General features: G+C 65.7%; 21 protein-coding genes and 1 pseudogene. 13 read left to right on the top strand and 9 right to left on the bottom strand.

Translation table 11 applies throughout. The features are described 5' to 3' along the window. The first annotated feature begins 601 nt into the window (after positions 1-601). The 4 genes from ASG63_RS14485 (at position 602) to ASG63_RS25985 (ending at position 4,947) form a co-directional block, all read left to right on the top strand. Positions 602-2,035 carry a homospermidine synthase gene (locus ASG63_RS14485; protein WP_056217595.1) on the top strand — a complete coding sequence of 478 codons (1,434 nt, stop codon included), beginning with the start codon at positions 602-604 and terminating at the stop codon, positions 2,033-2,035. Positions 2,036-2,049: 14 nt separating this feature from the next. Continuing rightward, positions 2,050-3,312, top strand: coding sequence for a hydroxysqualene dehydroxylase HpnE (hpnE, locus tag ASG63_RS14480; protein WP_056217593.1), 1,263 nt, complete (start codon positions 2,050-2,052; stop codon positions 3,310-3,312). A 328-nt stretch (positions 3,313-3,640) separates the two neighbouring features. After that, positions 3,641-4,570, top strand: coding sequence for a universal stress protein (locus tag ASG63_RS14475; RefSeq protein ID WP_082559319.1), 930 nt, complete (start codon positions 3,641-3,643; stop codon positions 4,568-4,570). A gap of 218 nt (positions 4,571-4,788) precedes the next feature. Beyond that, the gene (locus tag ASG63_RS25985) at positions 4,789-4,947 is read left to right on the top strand and encodes a hypothetical protein (RefSeq protein WP_200957550.1); all 159 of its coding nucleotides are present in this window, start codon (positions 4,789-4,791) and stop codon (positions 4,945-4,947) included. Positions 4,948-5,036: 89 nt separating this feature from the next. On the opposite strand, the gene ASG63_RS14470 is transcribed toward ASG63_RS25985, so the two are convergent. Then, the gene (locus ASG63_RS14470) at positions 5,037-6,122 is read right to left on the bottom strand and encodes a calcium:proton antiporter (RefSeq protein ID WP_056217591.1); all 1,086 of its coding nucleotides are present in this window, start codon (positions 6,120-6,122) and stop codon (positions 5,037-5,039) included. Positions 6,123-6,526: 404 nt separating this feature from the next. On the opposite strand from ASG63_RS14470, the gene ASG63_RS14465 reads away from it, so the two are divergent. Next, the gene (locus tag ASG63_RS14465) at positions 6,527-7,414 is read left to right on the top strand and encodes a VOC family protein (protein WP_056217588.1); all 888 of its coding nucleotides are present in this window, start codon (positions 6,527-6,529) and stop codon (positions 7,412-7,414) included. A gap of 248 nt (positions 7,415-7,662) precedes the next feature. On the opposite strand, the gene ASG63_RS14460 is transcribed toward ASG63_RS14465, so the two are convergent. From ASG63_RS14460 to ASG63_RS14450, 4 genes and pseudogenes are all read right to left on the bottom strand, one after another. After that, on the bottom strand, positions 7,663-10,152 hold the full coding sequence (locus ASG63_RS14460; protein ID WP_244479915.1) for a TonB-dependent siderophore receptor: 2,490 nt from the start codon (positions 10,150-10,152) through the stop codon (positions 7,663-7,665). A gap of 188 nt (positions 10,153-10,340) precedes the next feature. Beyond that, on the bottom strand, positions 10,341-11,018 hold the full coding sequence (locus tag ASG63_RS14455) for a FecR family protein (protein WP_244479914.1): 678 nt from the start codon (positions 11,016-11,018) through the stop codon (positions 10,341-10,343). A gap of 171 nt (positions 11,019-11,189) precedes the next feature. After that, a pseudogene (locus ASG63_RS27030) lies at positions 11,190-11,354 on the bottom strand (FecR/PupR family sigma factor regulator); the annotation flags it as partial. A gap of 90 nt (positions 11,355-11,444) precedes the next feature. Then, complete coding sequence (locus ASG63_RS14450; RefSeq protein ID WP_244479913.1) at positions 11,445-11,948, bottom strand: RNA polymerase sigma factor; 504 nt, start codon at positions 11,946-11,948, stop codon at positions 11,445-11,447. A 488-nt stretch (positions 11,949-12,436) separates the two neighbouring features. On the opposite strand from ASG63_RS14450, the gene ASG63_RS26505 reads away from it, so the two are divergent. The 3 genes from ASG63_RS26505 to ASG63_RS14435 all read left to right on the top strand — a co-directional run bounded on the left by ASG63_RS26505 (position 12,437) and on the right by ASG63_RS14435 (position 17,964). After that, entirely contained in the window at positions 12,437-12,631 is a 195-nt protein-coding gene (locus ASG63_RS26505) for an HWE histidine kinase domain-containing protein (protein WP_055954046.1), read from the top strand. 480 nt (positions 12,632-13,111) lie between these two features. Next, complete coding sequence (locus tag ASG63_RS14440) at positions 13,112-16,108, top strand: PAS domain S-box protein (RefSeq protein WP_056217579.1); 2,997 nt, start codon at positions 13,112-13,114, stop codon at positions 16,106-16,108. A 122-nt stretch (positions 16,109-16,230) separates the two neighbouring features. Beyond that, positions 16,231-17,964, top strand: coding sequence for an HWE histidine kinase domain-containing protein (locus tag ASG63_RS14435; RefSeq protein ID WP_055954040.1), 1,734 nt, complete (start codon positions 16,231-16,233; stop codon positions 17,962-17,964). Between the two features lie 131 nt (positions 17,965-18,095). Here ASG63_RS14435 and ASG63_RS14430 read toward each other — a convergent pair whose 3' ends face one another. Further along, positions 18,096-19,106, bottom strand: coding sequence for a sensor histidine kinase (locus tag ASG63_RS14430; protein ID WP_055954037.1), 1,011 nt, complete (start codon positions 19,104-19,106; stop codon positions 18,096-18,098). A gap of 127 nt (positions 19,107-19,233) precedes the next feature. Here ASG63_RS14430 and ASG63_RS14425 point away from each other — a divergent pair, with 127 nt between their 5' ends. Both ASG63_RS14425 and ASG63_RS25320 read left to right on the top strand, forming a co-directional pair. Further along, a complete protein-coding gene (locus tag ASG63_RS14425; RefSeq protein WP_055954034.1) occupies positions 19,234-19,458 on the top strand; it encodes a hypothetical protein in 225 nt (74 codons plus the stop codon). A gap of 101 nt (positions 19,459-19,559) precedes the next feature. Then, a complete protein-coding gene (locus ASG63_RS25320; RefSeq protein WP_156375698.1) occupies positions 19,560-19,757 on the top strand; it encodes a hypothetical protein in 198 nt (65 codons plus the stop codon). A 47-nt stretch (positions 19,758-19,804) separates the two neighbouring features. On the opposite strand, the gene ASG63_RS25820 is transcribed toward ASG63_RS25320, so the two are convergent. Then, positions 19,805-20,083 carry a hypothetical protein gene (locus tag ASG63_RS25820; RefSeq protein ID WP_055954031.1) on the bottom strand — a complete coding sequence of 93 codons (279 nt, stop codon included), beginning with the start codon at positions 20,081-20,083 and terminating at the stop codon, positions 19,805-19,807. A 233-nt stretch (positions 20,084-20,316) separates the two neighbouring features. Here ASG63_RS25820 and ASG63_RS25315 point away from each other — a divergent pair, with 233 nt between their 5' ends. Next, positions 20,317-20,484 carry a hypothetical protein gene (locus ASG63_RS25315; protein WP_156375697.1) on the top strand — a complete coding sequence of 56 codons (168 nt, stop codon included), beginning with the start codon at positions 20,317-20,319 and terminating at the stop codon, positions 20,482-20,484. Between the two features lie 11 nt (positions 20,485-20,495). Here ASG63_RS25315 and ASG63_RS14415 read toward each other — a convergent pair whose 3' ends face one another. Both ASG63_RS14415 and ASG63_RS14410 read right to left on the bottom strand, forming a co-directional pair. Then, positions 20,496-20,777, bottom strand: coding sequence for a hypothetical protein (locus tag ASG63_RS14415; protein ID WP_055954028.1), 282 nt, complete (start codon positions 20,775-20,777; stop codon positions 20,496-20,498). 68 nt (positions 20,778-20,845) lie between these two features. Further along, a complete protein-coding gene (locus ASG63_RS14410) occupies positions 20,846-21,199 on the bottom strand; it encodes a hypothetical protein (protein WP_056217575.1) in 354 nt (117 codons plus the stop codon). A 362-nt stretch (positions 21,200-21,561) separates the two neighbouring features. On the opposite strand from ASG63_RS14410, the gene ASG63_RS14405 reads away from it, so the two are divergent. Next, complete coding sequence (locus ASG63_RS14405) at positions 21,562-23,073, top strand: ATPase domain-containing protein (RefSeq protein ID WP_055954022.1); 1,512 nt, start codon at positions 21,562-21,564, stop codon at positions 23,071-23,073. Beyond that, a complete protein-coding gene (locus tag ASG63_RS14400; RefSeq protein WP_055954021.1) occupies positions 23,070-25,118 on the top strand; it encodes a PAS domain-containing hybrid sensor histidine kinase/response regulator in 2,049 nt (682 codons plus the stop codon). The genes ASG63_RS14405 and ASG63_RS14400 overlap by 4 nt, the downstream gene beginning before the upstream one ends. Positions 25,119-25,885 lie beyond the last annotated feature (767 nt).

The following is a 25,885-nucleotide window of genomic DNA, read 5'->3' as shown; positions in this document are numbered from 1 at the left end:
CAGCGCAGGAATTCGGTGACACGGGATAGCGTTCATTGACACCCGTACGGCTTAGCCTATGCTGCGCGCCATCATGTCGAACCTTCTACAGAGCATTCGCCTCTTGGGGCGTGCGGGCAGCCTGCAAGCAGGCTCCTAAGCCCTGGTGCCTGGCCAGCCTTTCAAGGCGCGGCCCGTTCCAGGGTTAGATCTCCGACGCATCTTCGGTACTCGCGGGCGCTGATTCCAAGCAGGCTGCGCTTGAAGCCGCAAGACCTCTCTCCCACGAGCGGTCCTACGGTTCGATGCCGGGATGAGCGTGACCCAGCCGTTTCCATTATTTGCCGCTACTTCTCAAGGACGGTCCTCCAGAGGGATCGCATCCTTGTGCCTGGAATGTCGGGGCCTTTGGGCTTCGGATCCTCGCGTGGAAACGCGGGGCGGCCTCACGCCGTGTCCCACGCTTCCAAGACACGTCCATGATCTGATGAAGATGCACCGAATGGTCGATTGAAGTCGAACGACCACGCCGCTCATCCTTACCATTTTCGCTTTGCGCGGGGACGTCGAAGCGTTCGCAGGTGAAGCTTCGACGGTGCACATTTATGAAGGAACCAAAGCAATGACCGAACCTATATGGCCCGTCCACGGACGCATCACCGGCCCCATCGTTATGATCGGCTTCGGCTCCATCGGGCGCGGCACGCTCCCGCTGATCGAGCGTCACTTCGAGTATGACAAGGCCCGCTTCACGGTCATCGACCCCTCCGACGCGCACAAGTCCCTGGCCGATCAGCACGGCCTGCGCTTCGAGCAGGTCGCTCTTACCAAGGAGAACTATCGCGACGTGCTGACCCCTCTGCTCACCGAGGGCGGCGGCCAAGGGTACTGTGTGAATGTCTCCGTCGACACCTCGTCGCGGGCGATCATGGAGCTCTGCCGCGAGCTCGGCGCTTTCTACATCGACACCGTGGCCGAGCCCTGGCCGGGCTTCTACTTCGACAAGAACAAGAGCCAGGGTGACCGCACCAACTACGCTTTGCGCCAGGAGATCCTGGATGCCCGCGCCGCTTCCCCCGGCGGCACCACCGCCGTGTCGTGCTGCGGCGCCAATCCCGGCATGGTCTCGTGGTTCGTGAAGCAGGCGCTGCTCAACATCGCGCGCGACCTCGACCTGAAGACCCCTGAGCCGAAAGACCGCGCCGGCTGGGCCGCCCTCATGCGCGAGGTCGGCGTCAAGGGCGTCCACATCGCCGAACGCGATACGCAGCGCGCCAAGTCCGCCAAGCCCATGGGCGTGTTCGTCAACACCTGGTCGGTGGAAGGCTTCGTCTCCGAGGGCAACCAGCCGGCCGAGTTGGGCTGGGGCACCCATGAAACCTGGAAGCCGGGGAACGCCCGCGACCAGGAGAAGGGCTCGCGATGCGCGATCTACCTGCTCCAGCCCGGCGCCGACACCCGCGTGCGCTCCTGGACGCCGACCGCCCAGTCGCAGTTCGGCTTCCTCGTCACCCACAGCGAGGCCGTGTCGATCTCCGACTACTACACCGTGCTGGAAGGTGAGCGCGCCACCTACCGGCCGACCTGTCACTACGCCTACCACCCCGCCAATGACGCGGTGCTCTCGCTTAACGAGATGTTCGGCAGCGGCAAGGTGCAGGAGCGGCACCACATCCTCGACGAGACCGAGATCGTGGACGGCATCGACGAGCTCGGCGTGCTTCTCTACGGCCACGCCAGGAACGCCTACTGGTACGGCTCGCAGCTCTCCATCGAGGAGACCCGCCGCATCGCCCCATACCAGAACGCCACCGGCCTGCAGGTGACCTCGGCGGTACTCGCCGGCATGGTCTGGGCACTGGAGAACCCAGAGGCCGGCATCGTCGAGGCCGACGAGATGGACTTCCGCCGCTGCCTCGAAGTGCAGATGCCGTATCTTGGCCCCGTGATCAGCGTCTACACCGATTGGACCCCACTCGCTGGCCGCCCCGGCCTCTTCCCCGAGGACATCGACACCAGCGATCCCTGGCAGTTCCGCAACGTGCTCGTACGATAACGGAAGGGTACGAGATGACGGGCGTCGTTCACGTCGTGGGCGCGGGGCTGTCGGGGCTCTCCGCCGCCGTGCGTCTCGCGGATGCCGGGCGTACGGTGATCGTCCACGAGGCCGCCGGCCATGCCGGTGGCCGCTGCAGGTCCTATCACGACCCGCAACTCGGGATGACCATCGACAACGGCAACCACCTTGTCCTGTCGGGCAACGAGGCGACATCCGCCTTCCTGGATCGCATCGGCGGCCGCGGGGCGGTCGCCAAGGACGCGCTTGCCGAGTTTCCCTTCATTGACCTCGCCGCAGGCGAGCGCTGGACCTTGCGCCTCAACCAAGGGCGCGTGCCGTGGTGGATTCTCGATCCCGCCCGACGTGTTCCAGGCACCCAGGCCACCGATTACGCAGCGATCCTCCGCCTCCTATCGGCAAGACCGGGCGCGAAGGTCTCGGATGTCCTTTCTTGCGAAGGGGCACTCTACGAGCGGCTTTGGCGCCCCGTCCTCCTGGCAGCGTTGAACATCGACCCGAGGGATGCCGATGCGATCCTTGCCGCACAGGTCCTGCGCGAGACCTTCGGCGAGGGCGGAAATGCTTGCCGGCCAATCATTGCCCAGGCCGGTCTCTCGGAGGCTTTCGTCGAGCCGGCATTGCGCTGCTTGAAGGAGCACAGGGCCGTGGTCCGCTACAACCGCCGCCTGCACCGCCTCGCGTATGAAGGAGGCCACGTCGCCGGCCTAGTCTTCGGCGACGGCTCGATGCCGTTGCGGCTACGGGACCAGGTCATCCTCGCGCTTCCTCCCCAGGCCACGGCCGAGGCTGTCCCGGGGTTGAAGGTCCCGGCGGACCACCGTGGGATCACGAACGTCCATTTCGGCGCGAGCGCTCCAGCCGACCTGCCGCGGCTGACAGGTGTGGTGAACGGGCTGTCCGACTGGATCTTCGCCTACCCGGACCGGATTTCGGTGACGGTCAGCGGAACCGACCTGGACGGCATGAGCCGACAGGAACTTGCGCATCGGACCTGGACCGAGGTGTCCTACGTCACCGGCAGGTACATGACGGGCCTGTCGGACAAGCCTCCGCCTTGGCAGGTCGTCCGCGAGAAACGCGCGACCTTTGCGGCAACGCCGGAGGCGGCACGGCTACGCCCTCCGACGCGAACGGAATTTCGGAATCTTCTCATCGCCGGCGACTGGACGGACACGGGTCTGCCCGCCTGCATCGAGGGAGCCATTCGGTCGGGCGATAAAGCAGCTCGTAAAGCGATGGAAGTTATTGGCTAAGCGGTTGCTGTTTTTCGACCACGCCCTGAACAAAAACTTGATTAAACGGCAAGATCGATTATCTATCTAAGTGCCATGTTTATTCTCGATCATTTTCTAAATAAACGAGCCGGCCGCCTCGTCGCAGGCCGCTAAGCCCCGAAGCCGGAGAGCGGCGAACGCTCGACGCTCGGGGTGGATGACCATCCATACAGAACAGCCCGACAACCAATGATGGCTTCTCGGCTGCCGCCAAGGCGGCCTGATCTCGCGCGAGCGGGGAAGTGCGTGTCGGGTCGCCAATCCGCTCAAACTATTGTCGCAGTCCTCGCTCCCAGGAGAAGGTTTCATGCGTATTCTCGTAGCCACTGACTTCTCGCCCCGGTCCCAAAGGGCGGTGCGGCGTGCGGGCATCCTGGCCGCCCGGAGCGGTGGGACGGTCATGCTGATGCACGTCGTGGACGGTCCGGGCTCACGGGAAACCTCCCAGGACATCCGCGAGGCCCAGCGGATGACGGTCGAGCAGATCGCCGTGGTGCCGGAACTCTACCGTATCCGATGCGATCCGCTCGTCGTCCGGGGCCGTCCCTCCGACGAGATCCAGGATGCGGCGGTTGTTCACGATGTCGACCTGATCGTGGTCGGCTCCCCGCACCGGACGCGCACCCGCTATACGGGGCGTACCCTCCGGAACCTGATCCGAAACGCCCCATGCCCCATCCTTGTCGCAAGGCGCTCTAGCGCATCTCTCTACGCCAGGGTTTTGATCCCGGTCGACTTTTCGGACGCATCCTTGCGGGCACTCCAGAGTGCGGGGTCGCTCAAGCTCCTGGACCGTGCGCACGTCACAGTCCTGCATGCCTTCGAGGCACCGGGGAAGTCCAAGTTGTCCGGGTTCGGGGTCGGGCGCGACCAAATCGACAGCTACGTCGAGGGTTGCCGCTCCAGGTGCGCGGAGGATGTCGAGGCGCTTCTCGCGAGCGGCGGCCTTGTCGACCGGGATTGGTCGAGGCGGATTGAGGAGGGCTCCCCGCAAGAGGCAATCGCTCGTCTTGCCGAGAGGTTTCCCGCAGATTTGCTCGTGCTCGGCACGCATGCCCGCACTGGGTTCAGGAAGGCGCTGCTCGGAAGCGTCACCGAGGATATCCTCTCCACTGGAGGCGCGGACGTCCTGGTGGTCCCCCCGCATGCTTCCGGACGTTGTCGGCAGCCTCGGCCACCGATGCATGCCGGATGGTCCGAGATCGCGCAGGCCGCCCCCAGGCTCGTGCTTGGGTAGGGGGCGGCGGCCGGCGTATCTACGCCCACGAAGCCGCACCATGGCGGCGCATGGAGGAGTGGCGCGCTGGCCGCCGCCATGCATCCGGTCCCTTGATGACCGCGACGATGGACTTCTGCCAGGATGGATGAGGATGCCGGTGCGTTCTGCGGAAGCAGGGGCGCCGCTTTAGGATTGGTGGCGAGGGCAGTCGCCGTGACGCGACGGGAAGGGGCTCGATGAGGATCATCGCCGCACGGGCCTTGGCCATCACGATCATGCTGCTGGTGCTAGGTACGGCACGCTGGCTGGAGCAACTCGGCACGTCCTTCGTGGTCGAGGGGTGCCTCGTCGCTGCCATCGCAGCCACCGCGGTCGTGGCGCTCACGCGCTGGTGAGCTTGCAGATGGCAAGGGGCGGGCCTTCGGCAAGCTCACCAGGAGGGGCCATGGATGCGGAAGCCAAGGGCCGCCATCCTGCAGGACCCTCAAGGCATCACGGCGAAGAACAGGAACGAGGCGAAGATCACGAGGTGCACGATGCCCTGAAGCACGGTCGTGCGTCCGATGCCAAGGGTAATGACGGCGACGAGGAGGGTGAGGGCCAGAAGCACCTGATCCTTCGGTCCGAGCCCCAGGGTGAGCGGTTGGCCGGTGAGCACGGAGACCAAGGCGACCGCCGGAATCGTCAGGCCGATGGATGCCAATGCCGAACCAAGTGCGAGATTCATGCTGGTCTGGAGCCGGTTGGCGCGCGCCGCACGCACGGCCGCAAGTCCTTCGGGCATCAGGACGAGCATCGCGATGACGATGCCGGTCACCGCCTTGGGGATCCCGAGCCCGTCGATGCTCCACTCCAATGTGGGCGTAAGCACCTTGGCAAGCCCCACTACTCCCACGAGGCAGACGAGAAGCAGGCCAAAGCTCGACAGGGCCAATCCGCCCGACGGTGGCGCTGCATGCTCCTTCTCATCGCCTGTGCCACTCTCCGGCAAAAAATAGTCCCGGTGGCGTACGGTCTGTACGAAGACGAACGAGCCGTAGAGGACCAGGGAGGCCACCGCGGCGAACAGGAGCTGGGGCACCGTGAAAACCGGTCCGGCGGTGCTCACGAAGTTCGGCAGGACCAGGGTTAGGGTGACGAGGGCAGCTAGAACCGCGAGGGCTGCGAGCGCGCCATGAAGCCGGAAGCCCTGCACGCGGTGGCGGACACCGCCCGAGAGCAGGCAGAGGCCGACAAGTCCGTTACAGATGATCATCACGGCTGCGAAGACGGTGTCGCGCGCAAGCTCCGCCTTGCCGCTGCCGCCGCCGAGCATGACCGAGACGATGAGCGCGACCTCGATCACGGTGACCGCGAGCGCGAGCACGAGGGTGCCGAACGGTTCGCCAACTCGGTGAGCGACGACTTCCGCGTGGAAGACCGCGGCGAACACGGTCGCGACGAGAACGATGCCGGCTGCGCCGAGCAGGACGACGGGCGGCTCCGTCATGAAAGCCGCCCCGAGAAGCACCAGGGCCAGGACGGGCCAAGTCCAACTCCACCACGGCATCCCGGCTTGTGGCACATGCATGGTTCGTTACCTTCTTTACGTCTGAAATCGCCCGGCGCGCGGAGTGCGTGACTGGGACCATTGCGCGGCGTCTCCGCCGAACGCTACCGTGCCAGCAACCTATTCGGCGAAAAGGAGCGAGACCAATCCGGGTCGTTCGGGCAGGCGTGGAGCAGGGTGCGTTCGGCCCCCAACTCTTTGCCGAAGCGGCGGCAATCGTCGGCGGGGCACGGGACCCCACCCGGTGCCAGGGGAAGTCCGTTGGGCTCGTCATCCGCACGGTTCGCCGATTTAGACCGCCGGCATCCCTTGCAACTGACCAGTTGCCAAGTGGCTCGTTAAAGCATCGACCGCGTTGTCGTCCCGGAGGCTCGCTCTACAGCACAGTCATATGACCTGGAGGCCGCCGTTCTAGGAGGCGTAACATGACAGATCCGGCACCCAGCCTCGTAACCGACGTCCCGGATTCTATCCTTACCGGGGCACCCTACCGCATCGGTGCGGTGACCCTGGTCGCGCAAGGCCTCGGTGCACTCGCGCGGTTCTACCAGGACGTAATCGGACTTAAGGCGGTTTCACGGGAGCCTGGTACGGTGCGGCTTGGCGTGGGGGACACAGTTCTCCTCGTGCTTCGAGGCGAACCGGAAGCCCGCTTGTGGACGCCTCATGAGGCGGGGCTTTTCCATACTGCGTTCCTACTCCCGAGCCGTGCCGATCTCGGGGCGTGGCTCGAACATGCGGAGAGGCTCGGCATCGCGCTCACGGGCGGCGCCGACCACCTCGTCAGCGAGGCGGTCTACCTCTCGGACCCGGAAGGCAACGGCATCGAGATCTACGTCGACCGTCCCGCATCAGCGTGGCGGCATGCGCCGGACGGCTCAGTCGTGATGCGCAACGAACGCCTCGACCATGCCGGGCTCGTCCATGCCGCCGAGCGTCCTTGGTCCGGAATGCCGCCAGGTTCCTGCGTCGGCCACGTCCACCTCCAGGTCGGCGACCTCGAAGCCACCGAGCGCTTCTATGCCGGCCTGCTCGGCTTAGACGTCATGTGCCGCTATCCGGGCGCCTTGTTCCTTGGATCGGGCGGCTACCATCACCAGCTCGCCGGCAACATATGGAACAGCCGTGGCGCCCCAGTGCGCACCGAGGGGACGACAGGCCTCGCGGCGGTGACCCTGGTCGCCGACGGTGAGACATTGGCATCGACACGGAGCCGCTGCGGGAACGCCGGCGCGTTCTTCGTGGAGGACGGTGACACACTCGTCCTGCGTGATCCGTGGGGGACATGCCTTCGGCTCGTCCTAAGGCAATGACGCTGCTGCTCCGAACGTCCATAACGGGTGGTTTTCGGCCCGTCCGCTTCCGGTGGATGGATGCCATGAACAAGATATAGCCTTTGGGACCGTTCGTGACGTAACACAGTCCGCCCACCTCGCTTCGATAATTAATGAAACGGGCGAAGATTTGCGACCTAAAATCCCGCATCATCCTGCGTGGTCAGCGTTGCCAATTGCGCTGAGCGCTTCGCCCTTCCGAATTCCGTGACAAATTTCTTCGATCATTACCAGCGATAGCGTAGCGTCGCGAGGATCGTCTGTCTGTTTCCGTAGAAGCAGCCGGTCGCAGCGATGCATGTCGTGACGTAGGTTCTGTCGAACAGGTTCGTTGCGTTAAGCGCAAGGTCGACGCCCTTCAAGCTCGGATAGCGATACCCGAAATCATAACGCAGCGCTGCGTCGACGAGCGTGACCGCGGGTGTCCGATAGAGGTTGGCGTTGTCGCCGACCGAGACGCCGATGTAGCGCACGCCCCCGCCGAGGCCGAGGCCAGCCCAATCCCCCGTTCGGATCGTGTAGTCGAGCCAGGCTGACGCCTGATGGCGTGGAACGAAGGGCAATTCGTTACCGACGATGCTGACACCCGCCGCGTTGGGGTTGGCCTTCGTGAACCTGCTGTTCATGGCCGCGTAGGAGGCGATGAAGTCGAGGCTGTCCGTAAGGCTGGCCTTGGCCTCCAGTTCAAGCCCACGAACTCGTGCCTCACCAGCCTGGGTGTTGAACCGGAAGTCGAGGGCGTCCGGCGTCAGCACGTTCTGCTGCTTCAGGTCGAACACCGCACCGGTGAGTAGGAGGTTCGAACCGGCCGGCTGGACCTTGATGCCGCCCTCGATCTGGTCGCCGGTGGTCGGAGCGAAGGGCGAGCCGAGCCGGTTGGTGCCGGAGGTCGGCTGAAACGACGTCGCGTAGCTCACGTAAGGGGCGAGGCCCCCCTCGAAGAGGTAGCTGAGGCCGACACGGCCGGTGAAGGCGGCATCGTCCTGCTTCACTTGCGCCAGCGCGCCGGTCGAGGCGGTCCGGGTCCGCGTGATGGCATTGGCCCAATCCTGGCGTCCGCTCAGCGTGAGACTGAAGCCCCCGAAGCGGATCTCGTCCTGCGCGTACACACCGGTCTGATTGCGCCCTTGCGTGATCTGCGTCCCGAGGGGCGGACGCGTGACCGTGCCGGCATAAACCGGGGCGAAGATGTCGACCGAGGGGACGATCCGCAGGTTGGACTCGTCGTAGCGCGCATCCTCGCGCAGGTAATCGGCACCGAAAAGGAGCGTATGGGCGAAAGGTCCGGTGAGGAAACGCGCCTCCGCCTGGTTGTCGACGTTGAAGAGGTTCGACCGTTCCGGGAAGGCCCAGGCATAACGCGACAACGTCCGTCCATCGGCGGCGAGACCGATCGCCTGGACGCGTTGGGTGTCGGCTTCGACATGCGCGAAGCGAAGGTTCTGGCGCACGGTCCAGACGTCGTTAAAGCGGTGCTCGAACGCGTAGCCGATGAAGCTCTGGTCGAGCTTGAACCGGTCGTAGTTCGGTTCGCCGATGAAGCGGCGCGTGGGGATGCGCCCGCGCGGGTTCGTGTACAGGGTCCCGAGGGTCGGCAGGCCTTGCGGCGCGCCGCCGCCGGGCGAGTTGATGTGCAGGTACTGAGACAGGATCGTGAAGGACGTGTCGGCGTCCGGCCGGAACGTGACGCTCGGTGCGATGAAGACCCGGTCTTCCTCCAGGTAATCCAGCTGGGTTCCGGTGGTGCGCGCGAGCCCGGTAAGCCGGTAGAGGATCCGGCCGTCCGGATCGACGGGGCCGGACAGGTCGAAGGCGGCCTGGGCACGTCCGTAACTGCCGGTTTGAAGCTGGATCTCGTGCAGGGGCACCGCGGTCGGACGCTTGCTGACGAGGTTGAGCAGGCCGCCTGGCGAGTTCTGCCCGTAGAGTCCCGAGGAAGGGCCTTTCAGCAGTTCGACGCGCTCCAGGCCGTACGTCTCGATGAGCGGCTGCGAGTAGCCCCGCGCGCCGAACGGCAGGCGCAGACCGTCCAGGTAACGTCCGGGCACGAAGCCGCGGACGTAGAGCCAGTCGTAGCGCAGGTCAGTGCCGTACTGGGTGAGCACGCCCGGGGTGTAGAGTAAGGCCTGGCGAACGTTCTGCGCCTGACGATCCTCGATCTCCTTCCGGCCGACCACATTGATGGCCTGCGGCGTTTCGAGAATCGACGTACCGGTCTTCGTTGCTGTCGCGCTGCGTCTGGCGACGTAGCCGTTGACCGGTCCGAGGGCCGTGTCACCGGTCACCTCCAGGGCGTCGAGGGTGACGGCGCCGTCATGCTGGCCGGCGATTTCTGCCTGAGCGACTACACCGACGATGGTGGCCGACCGCTTGGCCGTGAAGTGCGGCACCAGGCCGGTGCCTGCAAGCAGTTGCCGCAAGGCTTCCATCCGGTCGTAGCGTCCGGAGAGTGGCTTCGAGCGCAGGCGGCGGCTGGCGTTGCTGTCGTAGATCAGCTGCACGCCGCTAATGGCGCCATAGGTTGCTAGAGCCTCGTCGAGGGGCTGCTCGGCAATCGCGAAGTTTAGGGTTTCGTACGCATCCGGGTTGGGTGACGTCACGCGGATGATCCGCGCCTCGAACATCGGTCCCGTAAGGTCCGCGGGGGCGATGGCTGCCGAAGTCTGCGTCGGTAGGGCCAGCACGAGTGCCGCGACCCCACTCAATCCCGTCACCATCCGATAGCCGTCCCCTGCCCGATTCCGCCTGTGTCCGCGCGCCATCATCGTGCCCCACGCCATACAGCGGCTTGTCACCGCTGACCGACGGGTCGTGATCGCCCGTCTGATTCCTCAGACGCGCGCCGGGTGGCGAGCCCGCAAAAAAACTTTTTGCCTTTTCGCTGTCCGACGCCATTGCGCGGCGCTCAGCGCAGGACGACGAGGCGGTCGCCGAACCTGACCTCCGATAGGGCGAGGGCGGTGCGGATGCTGCCGAGGGCCTCCTCCGGCCGCGCGAGGTGGAACACGCCCGTCACCCGCCGGGCGGCCGCAGCCGAACTGGCGACGACGATCCGGCCCGGCCGGTATCGGTTGAGATCGTCCACGACCTGCGCCAGGGGCGTGCCGCGGAAGACGAGCAGGCCCCGCCTCCACGCCGCCGTGGCGGCGACGTCGATGGCGTGGAGGCCGCGCGTATCCGGTCCGATCCCGACCTCCTGTCCGGCCACGAGGCGCGTCGCAGGAACGCCGGGTGCGGGAACGACGGTAACGCGGCCGGACAGGCAGGCCACGTCGGCATCCTGGCCGCCGACCCAGCCGGACAGGCCTCCGCGCGGCCTGCAGCGGACGACGACCTCAGCCGGCTCGCTCGGCTCGGTGACGAGGCGCGCCTCACCCACGACCACGGCGAGGGCAGTGCGGTTGGCCTGAACGGTGACGGCCACCGAGCCCGCATGTAGAACGATGTCCTGCCGCACGTCGTCGAGAACGGCGTCCAGCGCGGTCTCGGCATCCAGCTCGATGCGGATGCCGCCCGGCAGGGTCACCGTCCGGATCTGGCCGGTTCCCGTCCGGTAGGCGGCACGCAGGGTCGGCCACCGCAACACAAGCGTCGCGCCCGCGGCGGCTATGGAGGCAGATGCGACCCCGCCGGCGGCCACTCGGCCGAGCATGCGCCGCCGGGTCATCCCGCGCGGTGCCTCCCGGGCGACTGTCGGCCTGGACGTGCCCGCGAGGGCGTCGCCCGTCCGCTGCCAAAGTCCGGCGGCAGCCCGGAACGCGGCGTCGTGCTCAGGCACGGAGCGCCAGAGGGCGAGGGCCCGGGCGTCATCCTGCGTCGCCGTTCCGGAGGTCAGGTGAACGACCCAGGCATGCGCCTGCTGCCGGACGCCGCCATCGTCGCCGCTTGTCGGCCCGTGCTGATGGTTCGGCGCCTTCATACTTCTCCCGCCGGTCTGCGGACGCGTTTCGCGTCATCGCACGGAAAGCGCGCCCGGTAGTAAAACGTTTCGATGCGTCGCATCCCGCAATCAATCCGGGATTCGGCTTGATCGGAGACGGTCCGCACAATGGTCGAGCGCCATCCTGACCTCGGCTTCCACGGTCCGGAGCGATACGCCGAGGCGCGCTGCGATGTATGCGTGACTCACGCCCTCGATCCGGCTCAGGCGAAAGGCCTCGGCGCGCCGGGGCGGAAGTTCGCGTAGAGCGGCAGCGAGGTTTTGGAGGTCCAGGCGACCCTGCGCCTGCCGATCCGGCCCCGGCGCCTCGTCTGTGACCGCCAGCAAATCGTCGATCTCGACGGGCGAGAGAAGCCGAGACTGGCGCACCTGCGCGCGATTGTGATCCACGGCTAGGTTCGCCGCGACCTGAAACAGGAAGGCGCGCTCGTTGTGCAGTACGGTCCGTCCCTGCTCGGCCCGCGCAACTCGAATGAACGTTTCATGCATCAGATCGGACGCTTCGTGTCGGCCGACCTTTCGGCTCAGAAACCGCAGCAAAGCCTCGCAATGGCTGCGATAGAGAATCGCCAATCGGCTCGCAGGCCCATCATGGGCGGGATCGACGGCAGGCATTGACCTCTGCCTGTGCGAGAGGGCTGGGGTGGCTTGGTTATGCCGTGGCGTATAGCGACGGTGGTCCATGGAGCAAGAACATAAAAGTCACGCCCAAGAAACAAATCCCTAGCTTTTAATTGTTATATTTAGAACGAATGTTGTCTTCTTATATTTTCTACACGACGGGCGATGTAGCTCGATGCGGCAATGTGATCTTGTGCGCAAATGCGCCGATGGTCTTTATTACGGCTAGGTCTAAGATAGAACTGCAGGAGAACTAGGCACAGGGGCGGATGTCTGGTTGCGGCCGTGGTGATAAAGGTCGCATCCCACCCCTGGTCGCAGTTGCCAGACAGCCGACGAATGTCCGCTACCGAGAAACGCCGATGTTGATCTGAGCGACTGGCTTGGGTCGGTAGCCGAATGGCGGCTAGGGGTGGAATGCGGTCTGTCCGCTTGACGAGATGAAATCGAAAAAGCGGCCGTTCGTCTACATCTTGAACGCGACTATGCGCTCGGCCGTCTCGCTTCCCGAATTCGGCAGGGCTTTCACCGGTCGCATAGTCTCGCTCGCCAGGACTCATGCCCTCATCAAGGAGGATCAGGCTCCGGTCGTCTCGTTCCAGGGCCTGCTCAGGGCCGAGCTCGATCCGTATTAAAGAGAATGGACGCATCACGCGTCGGGGACCGGCCGTGAGACTCCCATCCGAACTCGCGGTGCCAGTCGGCATGGCCTTGCACGAGCTGACCACTAACGCCCTCCGGCACGGAGCCCTGGCGCATCCGGACGGTTGTGTCACGGTGAGCGGGACCGTCGATGATTCCGCGTGGAAGCCAGGCGGCTGGCCTGGGTCTGAAACGAGCACGACGGTCCGCCGCCGGCGCTGCCTACCCAGTGGGGTTCGGCATGCGGCTGATCAATAAAATCCTCGCCGCGCAAACGCGTGCGGACGTCGACGTCGCGGCGGACGCGGACGGGCTACGGATCAGCATTGGGATACCGCTCCGGAGCCCGTGAGGGTGTCCCTGGCGGGCGTAGGACAGGAAAGCTCGATTGTGGTTGCCTCAGACGCTGGAATCCTCATTGATCGGAACGATCCAGGCCGCTTGAGCCTAACCCTCCCATGGATCGCGCTAAAATGAGTGACGAGGAGGTCGAACGCCTTCGTGCACTCGACCGCTACCGATTGCTTGACACGCCGCGGGAACAGGACTTCGACGAGATCGCCGAGGCCGCAGCCGAACTGTGCGACGTACCCATCGGGGTGGTGAACCTGATCGGGGACGGGCGCCAGTTCTTCATGGCCGAGGTCGGCCTAGGCGTACGCGAAACCCCATTGGAGACATCGTTCTGCCGGCAGGCGATCCTGCAGGAAGACTTCCTGTACGTTCCCGATGCGACCCGCGATCCGCGCTTCGCGGGCAACCCGCTCGTCACCGGGGACCCTGGCCTGCGCTTCTACGCCGGTGCCCTTCTCAAAACCGCCGAAGGCCATCCCATCGGCACGGTCTGCGTCCTCGACACCAAGCCGCATGAACTGACGGAGCGCCAGCGCAAGGGCCTCGCCCGCCTCGCCCGCCAGACCATGGCACAGATGGAGCTGCGGCGGTCGTTGCATGCCCAGGAAGAAGAACGCCTCCTTCACGAGCGCATCCTCGACAGCGCGACGGACTATGCCATCGTGTCCACCGACATCGACGGCCGTGTGACCCGATGGAACACAGGTGCGGAGCGTACCCTCGGTTGGACGCAGGCAGAGATGCTGGGTGAGGCGGTAGACGCGTTCTTCACGCCCGAGGACCGCGCGAACGTACGGCCGGACGCAGAGATGGGGCTGGCCGCGAAGAATGGCAGCGCGCCCAACGAGCGCTGGCACATGCGCAAGGATGGCAGCCGGTTCTGGGCGTCGGGCGAGATGATGCCCCTGAGATCGGACGACGGGCGAACTGTCGGATTCCTCATGATCCTGCGGGACCGCACCGAGCAGCGTGAGACCGCCGCGGCGCTGCAGGCGAGCGAGCTTCGTTACCGCTCCCTCGTCGAGGTCAGCCCCCAGGTGGTCTGGTTCGGAGACGCCGACGGTAACGTCACCTACTGCAACGCTTATTGGTACAACTACACCGGCCTGCCCGCGGACGAGACAGGGGAGACGAGTTGGATGGGCGTGATCCATCCCGAACATCGTGAACCGACGCGCCGGGCTTGGCTGGCGGCGACGGGATCGGGGCAGCCTTACGAAGTGGAGTTCCTGCTGCGCGGCGCCGATGGACGGTATCGGTGGTTCCTGTCCCGGGCGCGGCCGGTCTGCGACGCCAACGGAGCCGTGCGCAGCTGGATCGGCACATCCCTCGATATCCACGAGCGCAAGGTGGCCGAAGAGCGGTTCCAGACCCTCACTGAGCTCGCGCCGACCGTCATCTGGTTTGGCGACCCCGACGGTAGCCTCAGCTATCTCAACGACCGCTGGTACGCCTACACGGGGCAGACGCCGGAGCAGGCGCTGCCATCCGGATGGGCCGACGTGATCCATCCTGACGACCTGCCCGGGCTGACGGAGGCCTGGGAGACAGCGCGCACGGGCGAGGTCGTCTATGACACCGAGGCACGCCTCCGTCGGGCGGACGGGACCTACCGCTGGTTCCTGATCCGGGCGGAGCCCATACGGGACGGCGCCGGAGTGATTGTGGGCTGGCTCGGGAATACCAGCGACATTCATGACCGCCGACAAGTCGAGGAAGTCCTTCGCGAGACACGCGAGCAGTTGCGCCTCGCGGTCGAGGCGACGGGTACGGGTATCTTCGACTTCGACCTCGTGTCGAACGTGCTGAAGTGGGACGTGCGCACGCGCTCCTTCTTCGGCCTGGGGCCCGATGCCCACGTCGACCTCGACGTCTACCTCGCCCGCCTGCACCCGGACGACCGCGAGAGGGCGGACGCGGCGGTCACCGCCGCCATCGATCCGGAGGGCGACGGCGTCTACGACATCATCTACCGCACCATCGCTCCGGAGGACGGGATCGAGCGCTGGGTCTCCGCCAAGGGGCAGACCCTGTTCGAGGACGGGCGACCGCTTCGCCTCATCGGAACGGCGCGCGATATCACCGAGGCCCGGCAGGCCGAGCAGACCCTGCGCGAGACGGAGGAGCGCTACCGACTGGCCTCCCGCGCCACCAACGACGCGATCTGGGACTGGAACCTCGCCACCAACGAGGTCCTTTGGAACGACGCGCTCCAAGCGGCCTACGGCCATTCGCCGGAGGCCGTGGAACCGACCGGCGACTGGTGGATCGGGCACATCCATCCCGAGGACCGCGGACGCATCGACGCATCGATCCATACGATCATCGACAGCACCGGAACGGCCTGGACCGACGAGTACCGCTTCCTTCGCGCGGATGGCTCCTACGCCTACGTCCTCGACCGGGGCTACGTCATCCGTAACGGAGCCGGGCAAGCGGTTCGGATGATCGGCGCCATGCTCGACATCTCGGAGCGTAGGAAGGCCGAGGAGCACCAGCGCCTGCTCACGGGTGAGTTGCAGCACCGGGTGAAGAACACGCTTGCCCTGGTACAGGCCATCGCTAGCCAGACCCTGCGCGGATCGACCGACGTCAACGAGATGCGGGAAGCGTTCGCCGCCCGGCTGATCTCGCTCGGCCGTGCGCACGACATCCTAACCGCGGCCAGCTGGACGGCAGCCCCCATCACGGAGGTGGTGGACGGGGCGCTCGGCGTGCATGTCGGGGCGGCGGGCGGACGCCTCCGTACGAGCGGACCCAACGTCCTCCTGGCAGCCAAGGCCGCCCTGTCGCTTGCCTTGTCCCTGCACGAGCTTGCGACGAACGCGGCCAAGTACGGGGCGCTTTCCAACGATACGGGCGTCGTCGACCTGCGCTGGCACGTGGTGCACGAGAGCGACGCCCCGCGCTTCTGCCTGACCTGGTCCGAGCAAGGGGGCCCGCCCATCCTCACCCAGCCATCCCGGAAAGGTTTCGGCTCGCGTCTGATCGAGCGGAGCTTCGCGGCTGAGGTCGGCGGGGAGGTCAAGCTCACCTACGCGCCAACAGGCCTCGTCTGCCGATTGGAGGGCCCCCTGGCTTCGATGCAGGAGATCCTCGATGTCGCCGCAGCCTAACGTGCGGATCCCCATAGACATAGCATTCATGGCCCTCGCCGGAGGCGTAGGCCACCCCATGTCTCGGGGCGCTGAGCCTCGATGCACGTCCCGCGAAGCCAGGGCGCTGGGTTAATCCATCCATGTCGCTGACCAAACGCATCATAGGGCTTGTCGCGCTCGCGCTCATGCCCGCTCTCGCCATCCAGGGCTACAACGAGTACGCGCTTCGCTCCGCGCGGGGCGAGGCCGTGCGTGGCGAGGCGATGCGCGCCGCCCGCAGCGTCGCCGCCGACCTGGGGCAGTTCGGGCGCGGCACCCGGCAGGTCCTTGGCATCCTCGCCGAGGTGCCGGAGATCCAGGGTAAGGACCCGGAGAGCTGCACGGCCTACCTCAGAACCTTGCTCGGCAAGGTGCCGGGCGCATTCTTCTTCGGGGTGGCGGACACGGACGGCAGCATCGTCTGCAACACCCTCGGAACGGCGCGTGGCGCGTACAACCTGGCCGACCGCGGCTACTTCCAGGACGCGATGCGGACGGGTGGGTTCACCGTCGGAGGGTTCGTGACCGGGCGAATCACCAAGCGGCCAACCTGGCAGTTCGCCCAGGCCATACCAGGACCCGATGGTCGACCGGTCGGAGTCGTAGTAGCGAGCATTGATCTGGATCACCTCGCCGGACACCAAGCACGGGCCGGGCTCCCTCCGGACGCCACCCTGACCGTCGCCGACCGGAACGGCTCCATCCTGCTCCGGTTGCCCGATCACGCCGAGTGGGTCGGCAAACCGCTTCCGCCAGCGTTTTGGTCGGCGGTCTCCGGGAACCGGGGCAAAGTCATGGACCTACCTGGCCTGCGTGGGAACATGCGGATCACGGGCATCGCCGCCGAGACGCCGGACGACCTCGATGCCGTCACAGTCGCCGTCGGTCTCTCGCCCGCGGCGGCCTTCGCGGACATCGACGCGGCCACGCAGCGAGGCGTGATCCTTATCATCCTGAGTGCCCTCGGGGCCCTCGTCGCGGCGTTCCTTGCCGGGCGCGCCTTCATACGTCGTCCCGTGCAGCGCCTGCTGCGGGCTGCCTCCGCTTGGCGGCTCGGCGATCTCGGCGCGCGGTCCGGGCTCTCGGGACCCTCGGAGTTCGGCCGGCTCGGCGAGGCCTTCGACGCCATGGCGATCTCGCTGCAGAAGCATGAAGGCGAGCTACGTTCCGAGATCTCGCGGAGCCACATCCTGCAGGAGCGTCAGACTATGATGCTGCACGAGCTCAACCACCGGGTCCGCAACACGCTCACCACCGTGCAGTCTCTGGCACGCCAGTCGCGCCGGACCGACGAGACCGGCGAGCGGCTGGAGGGACGCATCATATCCCTCTCGAAGACCCACGACCTGCTCTCGCGCGATGACTGGGCCGGGGCGTCGCTGCGGACGGTACTGGAGAACGAGCTCGCCCTTTTTCGCGATGGCGGCGAGGACCGGTTCCGTATCGACGGTTCCGACATCGTCTTGCCGCCGCGCTACGTTCTGGCTCTCGGCATGACGCTGCACGAACTCACCACTAACGCCGCCAAGTACGGGGCCCTCTCCGATGAGGCGGGGCGCGTGGACATCACGTGGCGCGTGGCGACAACGGAGGGCGGCGCCCGCAGGCTCGCGATGGAATGGCGCGAGAGCGGCGGGCCGGCCGTCGCGGTGCCGCGCCGCAAGGGGTTCGGCACGCGCCTGATCAACGGTGGCATCAGCCACGAGCTCGGCGGAACGGTGCACCTCGACTTCGACGCCGCTGGGCTAAGCTGCGTCATGAACGTGCCGCTTGACGAGCAGGACCGCTTTACCTCGTTCCGGAAGGGTTCGGGTCAATCCCTCTCTGCAGCCTGATCGGCTACGTGCGCGTGACGCACCGTTCGTACGCAGCAAACCAATCAGGTTGCCGGTAAATAGGCCAAGACCGGCCTTTTTTCGGATTCAGGCCCACTCCGCATGTCTACCGGCTGTCCGGACAGGCCATTTCAGGAAGCGAGATAAGCCTTGTTCATCGTGAGGGTGGCGACGACGCCGGCCGTATTCCATTCCCGGTGGATCGAGCCATCTAGTTGCCGGGTCATGGCACGTTCCAGGAGCTTGCTTCCGTATCCCCCGGGCCCGGAAGGTTCGGCCACCGCGGGCCCACCCCTTTCCGTCCACGCGATAACAACCACGTACTCCTGCGAGGAGCAGGACACGTCGAGGGTGCCGGTCGGCACCGAGAGCGCACCGTACTTAAGGGAGTTGGTAGCTAGTTCGTGCACGACGAGCGCCAAAGTCGTCGCCGCTGCCTCGCCGACGCCCATCCGCGGCACGGACACCCGGATACGGCCGCTGAAGGCACCCATGTCGTCGTAGGGCGCCAGAAGGATCGCGATCAGGTCGCCGAGGAGTGCGGCCTTGCCCTCGCTTCCGGGCAGCGGCCGGACAAGGTCGTGGGCCCGGTCCAGGGCGGTCAGGCGTTGCGTGAGCTCGCGGGCCATGTCGACGGAGGTCGTCGTCGAACGCGAAGTGATGGCGGTCAGGCCGCTTGCGATGGCGAGCAGGTTCTTGACCCGGTGGCTCATCTCGCCGGCGAGAAGCTCATGGCCCTCCTCGGCCTGCTTGCGGCCGGTCACGTCGAGGAAGACGCCGAACATGGTCCGGCCGACGATATTGTGGTCGTTGCCCTGGCCCCGTGCCGAGACCCAGCGCACGTCCTTGCCTTGCATGATGCGGAAGTCGATCTCGTAGGTGCCCATTAGAGCCCGCGTCGCCGAGAAGGCCGCGCGCACCCGGTTGCGGTCCGCTGGGTGGATGAAACCGGACAAGTCTTCAAAGGTCACCGTCCGGTCGAGGGGTGCCCCCCAGAGGCCGTAGCCGCGCGCATCCATCGTGAAGGAGTCGTCGTCAACGTTCCAGGACCATAGCGCCACTCCCGCCGCGTCAACGGCGAGCCGCAAGTGATCCGCCGTCCACGCGGCCGGGCTCGGGGTTTCAGTTGTCACGGGATTCATCCTGCAGGCAGGTTCATAAGATCGCCGAGCCAAGCCGTGTCAATGAGCGCATCGCGGCTGTCCGAAGGCCATTACGCGAGGACCGATACCGCTTGGTCGGGACGCGCCGACGTGGGATGACATAACAATGCGCACTCCCTCGTTGCCCAACCACAGCGTGGCCGTCTCGGCCTGCCGGAGCGAGAAGGGCCGCTTCCGATGGTCGGTCACGACGGCGGGCTATCACCCGTACCAGTCCCAGGGTTCCTACCCCTCCGCCTCCGCCGCCCTCGCGGCCGGAATCGCTCAAGCTCACGCCCTGGCGGAGTGGCAGCCGATCAGGGCACGGATCAACGACGGGAGTTGGATGTGACCGTGTCCGTCGAGCCGGCGGCCGAGTCGGCGGGGCAATCCGCGATAAGCTTAGGCGAATATCCAATCGTGGCGCATACTCGAATCCTCACAGGATGCCCCATGCCCATCATCAAAATTCGACGTATGCCGCGTTCATCGGCTGCGCGAGCGGCCATCGTCGGAGCAACTCGCGCGTTGGAAACAGCCTTCCCGGTCATAATGGACGAGGCCGTGCTGAACAGGCTCGGCAAGGCCGTGACGGCCCTCTTCGAAGCCGAGGCGGTTCTTGCGTTACGAGGCGTGCCCGAGGCGGCCTGAAAGCCTGCCGGAACATTATGCCGAGGACGTAACGGCCACTTCCGACGTCAGGGCACGGGTGGTAGCGTCGTCGTCGGCTCCCTGCCGTCCATCCGGTCGGCGTAAGGGGGAACGTCCACGAGCGTTCCGATCAGGCGCAGAAGCGCCTGCTGCTCGGGCTTGCCCGTTCCGTCGCTGAGGAAGGCCCCAAGCTCGACGTGGCGGAGCCGTCCGCCGGATGGGCCGTTGGGTTGGTGGATGACGAACGCCCGACCATTTGTCGGCTCCCGCCCGAGGTGCCAGGAGTCTCCGTTGGGGCTTTGGTAGAGTTCCCGTCTATCCGACATCAGGCCCGCCCTTTCGATTGTGCTCGATCATACGTGAAACGGAGGGAGAGTGCGAGAACCGGTCCGAAGCGGACAAGAATCTAACAAGATGGGCGAATAATCCGCCCGACGGTTTTACACATGCGACGAACGCTTCGTGCTAGAAGAATTTGTCGACATTGGTCGGCGGGGGTCGATCAATGCCCATAAGAACACCGATTTCAGGTATTCGGCGGCCGGAATGCCTTGCGGAGTTGAACGCCTGCATCGTCGATGCGGAGACCTCAACGTCTGCGCAGGCCGTCACCACCATGATCCTCGCTGCGACAGGTTTCGACACTTCCGATGCCTTGCAAGGGCTGTGGGCCGACATGGACGCGCTGGCAATGTTGCGGGACGTCCGGCGCAGCTTCCTGGCGTAATCCACTGATACTCAAGGGCAGGTAACAAGCGACGCGACTTCGTCACCATCCCATCGGACATGAAAGCCGGCCTCACCGGTCGCTTCCGTCACGACGGCCTTCCAATCCGACCTGGGGCGGTCGGCGGCACGGGCATGGACGAGTTCGCAGATCCGCGAGACGCTGCCGACCGAGGTCGCACCGCGGGCAGTCCAATGGCGGTTCAGGCTGGCGAAGGCGACGTCGTACAACGCCGCCTGTTCGGCGGCGGCAAGGTCCAGTCGCATGTCCTCGAATTCGGCGGGTCCCAGCATCACCTTGCGCTCCCATGTCGATGGTGGGCCGATCCGGGCCGATCCCGGACCGGCCCATTATGCGGTGCCTACGGCAGGGCGCCTATCATGCCCTTGGCCTCGCTCATGGTGTTCTCGCAGGCGCGCTTGTCGCCGCGCCGGTCCTTGTCCGCCGCGCGAATGATCAAAGTCCTGGCTGACGCCACGTGATCGGCCGTCAAAACCATGTCGAGGTCGCTCGGCGCGCCCGTGCGAACGCCTTCGACGCCACGGGGTGATCCCGTCCGGACGCTATGGCCGTCCTGCAGACCAGTGACCTGGACGGCTCCGGCGCTGTCGAGACGGCGCTCGATGGTCCCGATCTGCTCGGCGCAGGACGATGCTAGCGCCGGAAGCGGCGAGAGCACGAGGGTGAGGGTCGCGAGGATCGGGGCGAGACGCATCGTGGAGCCTTCCGAGGATGGCAGCAACGAGGTTCCCCCCCGGCGGACGGATCTCCTCGTGCCGTCCCTCACGCGGCGATGCGAGGGTAGCAGTGATACAACGACCGAGACCGCAAAATGTTGCATCGCAACATCGCGGGCGGAGCTGATCTGTTTTCGTATCGGCCAAGACCAAGTGTCAGGTTTTGACCAATGAGCCGACCGCCCTCTGCGGATGAGACTGACTAATTGCCCAGGCCACGAAGGGGGGCGAATGCCATGGGACTAAACCGCTAAGCCGGCGTTGTCGTCCGAATGCATTTTCCAAGATACCTTTGAGCCCACGACGCGGGCTTTGGTTGCCACCAACCGGATGCCGCCTGATGACAGAACTTGCCGCGACGCATGCCCCCAGGGGTCGCGACATCCTATCGACGGGTATCGCCGGCCTTGACGAGATCCTCGACGGCGGCCTGACGCGCGGACGCCTCTACCTGCTCGAGGGGACGCCTGGGACCGGCAAGACGACGGTCGGCCTTCAGTTCCTTCTCGACGGCGTCGCGCGGGGGGAGAAGGGCCTTTACGTCACCCTGTCGGAGAGTGCCGACGAGCTTGCGTTCGCAGCTGGGACGCACGGGTGGTCCCTCGATGGGATCGAGGTCTATGAGCTCGTCAACGAGCTTGGTCTCGATCCCGACAGCGAGCAATCCGTGCTGCATCCTTCCGAGGTCGAGCTCGGTGAGACCGTACGGGAGGTGATCGACCGGGTCGACAGCCTCAAGCCGCAGCGGGTGGTATTCGACAGCCTGTCCGAGCTTCGGCTTCTCGCCCAGAATCCGCTTCGCTACCGCCGCCAGATCCTGGCACTGAAGCAGATGTTCGCCTCCAGGCAATGCACCGTCTTCCTGCTGGACGACGGCACCGCCGACGTCCAGCTCCACAGCATCGCCCATGGGGTGATCATGCTGGAACAGGTCCGGCGCGGCTTCGGGGCGTCCCGTAGGCGCCTCGACGTCCTCAAGATGCGCGGCGTCAAGTTCCACGGCGGACTTCACGACTTCGTCCTGGATACGGGCGGCGTCGAGGTATTCCCCAGCCTCGTCGCGGACGACCACGCCGCGGAGTTCGACATGACCCCGGCCTCGACCGGCTCGGAGGAACTCGACCTCCTACTAGGTGGAGGGCTGGCGCCTGCGACCAACACCCTGCTGCTCGGTCCCTCGGGTGTCGGCAAGACCACCACGGCGGTCCGCTGCATGCTTGAGGCTTTGGACCGGGGGCAGAAGGCTACCTACTTCCTGTTCGACGAGGGCCGCCAGACCATGCTGACGCGCGCCAGGGCGCTGGGCATGGATCTTGACGTTCATCTCTCCAGCGGCAGCCTCGTCATCGACGAGATCGAGCCGGCCGAGTTCTCGCCTGGCGAGTTCGCCTGTAGGGTGCGCAACACCGTGGCGACACGGGGCGCGAGCTTCATCGTGTTCGACAGCCTGAACGCGTACATCCACGCCATGCCAGGCGAGGAGTACCTCATCCTGCAGATGCACGAGCTCCTGAACTACCTGAACCAGAAGGGCGCCACGACCCTCCTTGTCCTCGGCCAGCACGGCGTGATCGGCGACGTCCGGTCCGACATCGACCTGAGCTACCTCAGCGACGGCATCCTGCTTTTCCGGTACTTCGAGGCCAACGGTGCGGTCCGGACCGCCCTGTCGGTGGTGAAGAGCCGGGTCAATTCCCACGAGCGCACCATCCGGGAACTCAAGCTCTCCCCCATCGGCCTCCAGGTCGGCACTGCCCTCTCGGACTTCCAAGGCATTCTATCCGGATTGCCGACCTACGACGGCAAGGTCGCTCTGATCCCGGGCGCCGCAGAGCCGACGTCGGCGGTATGACGTCTGCACCCGTTCCCGATGTGGAAGGCGTCCTGATCCTCGCCCCGCGAGGACGCGACGCAGTCGTCATGGCGCAACTTCTCGGCAAGTCCGGCGTCGCCGTCACCGTCTGCGCCGACAGCGCCGAGTGGCTTGATGGCCTCTGCTCGTCCGCCGCCACATCCATCGTGACCGAGGAGGCGCTCCTCGACGTCGATGCGGCATCCCTGGACGCCTGGGTAGCGTCCCAGCCGCCTTGGTCGGACTTCCCCTTCATCATGCTGGCGACGCGGCAGGCTGGGCGGCGCACGGCCAAGGCCGCCGCGGTGATCGAACGCCTCGGTAACGTCGTCCTACTGGAACGCCCGATCAACGCCGAGACGCTCCTCAGTGCGGTCTCCTCAGCTCTCCGTGTCCGAAGGCGCCAGTATCAGGCCCGGCAGCACCTTCGGGAACGCGAGGACGCCCAGGGCCGCCTACGCATCGCGAACGAGACCTTGGAGCGTCGTGTCGAGGAACGCACGCGCGAGGTCGAGGCGGCGCGCGAGACCCTGGCCTTCGCGCTCGATTCCGCCGGCATGGGGTCGTGGGATCTCGACCTCGTCAACGACATCACCCGCCGCTCCAGTCGGTACGACGCGATCTTCGGCTACGACACGCCTGTCTCGTCGTGGGGCAGGGCCACCTTCCTGGCCCACGCCGTGCAGGAGGATCGACCCATGGTCGAGGCCGCCTTCGCGAAGGCAGTCGAGACTGGGACTTTAGACCTGGAATGCCGGATGTCACGGACCGACGGCGCGATCCGCTGGATCGCGGCTAAGGGTAAAACCGAGTACGGCGGCGACGGAAGGCCCGTCCGCATGGCGGGCATCGTCGTCGACAGGACCGACCAGCGGAATACCGAGGAGGCGTTGCGGCAGGCCCAGAAGATGGAGGCCATCGGGCAGCTGACAGGCGGCGTGGCGCACGATTTCAACAACCTACTTACGGTCATTGTGGGCGGCCTCGACATGATGCTGCGCAAGCCGGAGAACACGGAGCGCGTCGTCCGTTTGGCGGAGGCGGCGATGAGCGCGGCGCGGCGCGGCGAACAACTCACCCAGCAGCTTCTGGCTTTTTCCCGCAGGCAGATGTTGCGGCCCCAGACCATCAACCCCAACCGCCTTCTCTCCGAGTTCAAGCCACTAGCCGAACGGGCGGCTGGCGGCGCCGTAGAGCTCCTGCTTGAACTCGACCCCACCATCGACCCGATCCGGATCGACCCGGCCCAGTTCGAGGCGGCGGTGCTCAACCTCGTCGTCAATGCCCGCGACGCGATGGAGGGGGGCGGCTCGCGGATCGTCGTGCGGAGCAGGAACGTGCATCTCGACACCGCGGCGGTGGCCGACAGGGGCGTCCCGCCGGGAGCCTATGTCGAGGTATCGGTGACAGACCAGGGCAGCGGGATCTCCCCGGAGACCATGGCTCGGGTGTTTGAGCCATTCTTCACCACCAAGGAAATCGGCAAGGGAACAGGCCTTGGCCTGTCGCAGGTGTACGGCTTCACCCGTAGTGCCGGCGGTTTCGTCGGCATCGACACGGAACTCGGTGCCGGCACCACCTTCCACCTCTTGTTCCCCCGCTCCGCGGAACCGGCTAGCGAGGAGGCAGGCTCCGGCAGTGGCAACCTTCCGCTACGACGGGCGACGGAAGGCGATACTGTGCTCCTGGTCGAGGACGACGAACAGGTACTGGGCATGGCCGTCGAGAGCCTGGAGGAGCTCCACTACCGCGTGGTCGTGGCTCGCAACGCCGCAGAGGCCCTCGTCCATCTCCAGGGCGTCGCCCGGATCGACATCCTGTTTTCTGACGTGATGATGCCGGGGGGCATGAACGGTTCGCAGCTTGCCGTAGAGGCCCAGCGCCTCCGACCCGGCCTCAGGGTCCTCCTAACCTCCGGGTACGTCGCCAACCTCGAAGAGGGCCAGGTGATCGGGCGTGGTGATCTCCCGGTTCTCAACAAGCCTTACCGGCGGGATGAGCTCGCTCATTCGCTCCGTGTCGTCCTCGGTGGAAAGCGAACCTAGGCGAAGGTGACGGAATCGCGGGTCTTCCTCACGCCCAGCCATGCCCATACCTCGGTCTGGCAAAGCCTCAAATGCCTCATGGCGCGATCCGGTTTGTATGGGTAAGCATATCGCGAACCTTTTACCGGACAACAGTGCGGGAACGAAGTTGGTGTGACGGCGCCCCGCTCGACAGCTTGCGGGGGAAGGGTCGCCGCGCGGGGGCAGGCTGGGAAAACGTGGCTGACGGAACGCGGGATACCGAGGACGCGGACCGCGCGCCGACGGGCTGCGCCGTCCTGTCCGGCAATACTGCGATGGGTGCGTTGTTCCGGGCCCACGAATAGTCCGCATCCCCGTTCGGGCCTTCTGAGACTTGCCCCCCCTGCCTGCGGGCCACCGGGAACCTGATGCTCAGCTCGCCTCTCACGATGCTCGTGGCCTCAGGCTCCAATCTGGGTTTTCGTCCAGGGTGCCGGGCCTGTTGGAAATGACCGCTTTTGGGTAACGCCCCAGACTTCTGGCTACGGCGTGGTTGGGGCGGGAACAGCTAGTCCGCTGTACAGCCAGTCCAGTGAATGATTCTCAGCCCGCTTCCGAGAGGCGGCCTCTCGATCCCTGTCGCAGTGATCAGCGCTTCGTCGGCTTTTGTACAGAGCGATAGGCGCTTCTTAACCCGCTCGATCCCATTGTCCGACGTCAGCACCTGTGAGACAGATTGAGGGTCTTCACGAACGGAGGATGGCTGGTTCATCGTAGCCCCTGAGGAGCGAAGATGAAGCAGACAT

The organism is Methylobacterium sp. Leaf94 (assembly GCF_001426045.1).
GTDB lineage: Bacteria > Pseudomonadota > Alphaproteobacteria > Rhizobiales > Beijerinckiaceae > Methylobacterium.
Note: the sequence above shows the minus strand (reverse complement) of the source record. Positions and strands in the feature narration are given on the sequence as shown.

Bases quoted from the DNA above. Each gene is read 5' to 3' on its own strand.
- ASG63_RS14485 (WP_056217595.1), top strand. From the start codon at position 602: ATGACCGAACCTATATGGCCCGTCCACGGACGCATCACCGGCCCCATC.
- hpnE (WP_056217593.1), top strand. From the start codon at position 2,050: ATGACGGGCGTCGTTCACGTCGTGGGCGCGGGGCTGTCGGGGCTCTCC.
- ASG63_RS14475 (WP_082559319.1), top strand. From the start codon at position 3,641: ATGCGTATTCTCGTAGCCACTGACTTCTCGCCCCGGTCCCAAAGGGCG.
- ASG63_RS25985 (WP_200957550.1), top strand. From the start codon at position 4,789: ATGAGGATCATCGCCGCACGGGCCTTGGCCATCACGATCATGCTGCTG.
- ASG63_RS14470 (WP_056217591.1), bottom strand. From the start codon at position 6,122: ATGCATGTGCCACAAGCCGGGATGCCGTGGTGGAGTTGGACTTGGCCC.
- ASG63_RS14465 (WP_056217588.1), top strand. From the start codon at position 6,527: ATGACAGATCCGGCACCCAGCCTCGTAACCGACGTCCCGGATTCTATC.
- ASG63_RS14460 (WP_244479915.1), bottom strand. From the start codon at position 10,152: ATGGTGACGGGATTGAGTGGGGTCGCGGCACTCGTGCTGGCCCTACCG.
- ASG63_RS26505 (WP_055954046.1), top strand. From the start codon at position 12,437: ATGAAATCGAAAAAGCGGCCGTTCGTCTACATCTTGAACGCGACTATG.
- ASG63_RS14440 (WP_056217579.1), top strand. From the start codon at position 13,112: ATGAGTGACGAGGAGGTCGAACGCCTTCGTGCACTCGACCGCTACCGA.
- ASG63_RS14435 (WP_055954040.1), top strand. From the start codon at position 16,231: ATGTCGCTGACCAAACGCATCATAGGGCTTGTCGCGCTCGCGCTCATG.
- ASG63_RS14430 (WP_055954037.1), bottom strand. From the start codon at position 19,106: ATGAATCCCGTGACAACTGAAACCCCGAGCCCGGCCGCGTGGACGGCG.
- ASG63_RS14425 (WP_055954034.1), top strand. From the start codon at position 19,234: ATGCGCACTCCCTCGTTGCCCAACCACAGCGTGGCCGTCTCGGCCTGC.
- ASG63_RS25320 (WP_156375698.1), top strand. From the start codon at position 19,560: ATGCCCATCATCAAAATTCGACGTATGCCGCGTTCATCGGCTGCGCGA.
- ASG63_RS25820 (WP_055954031.1), bottom strand. From the start codon at position 20,083: ATGTCGGATAGACGGGAACTCTACCAAAGCCCCAACGGAGACTCCTGG.
- ASG63_RS14415 (WP_055954028.1), bottom strand. From the start codon at position 20,777: ATGCTGGGACCCGCCGAATTCGAGGACATGCGACTGGACCTTGCCGCC.
- ASG63_RS14410 (WP_056217575.1), bottom strand. From the start codon at position 21,199: ATGCGTCTCGCCCCGATCCTCGCGACCCTCACCCTCGTGCTCTCGCCG.
- ASG63_RS14405 (WP_055954022.1), top strand. From the start codon at position 21,562: ATGACAGAACTTGCCGCGACGCATGCCCCCAGGGGTCGCGACATCCTA.
- ASG63_RS14400 (WP_055954021.1), top strand. From the start codon at position 23,070: ATGACGTCTGCACCCGTTCCCGATGTGGAAGGCGTCCTGATCCTCGCC.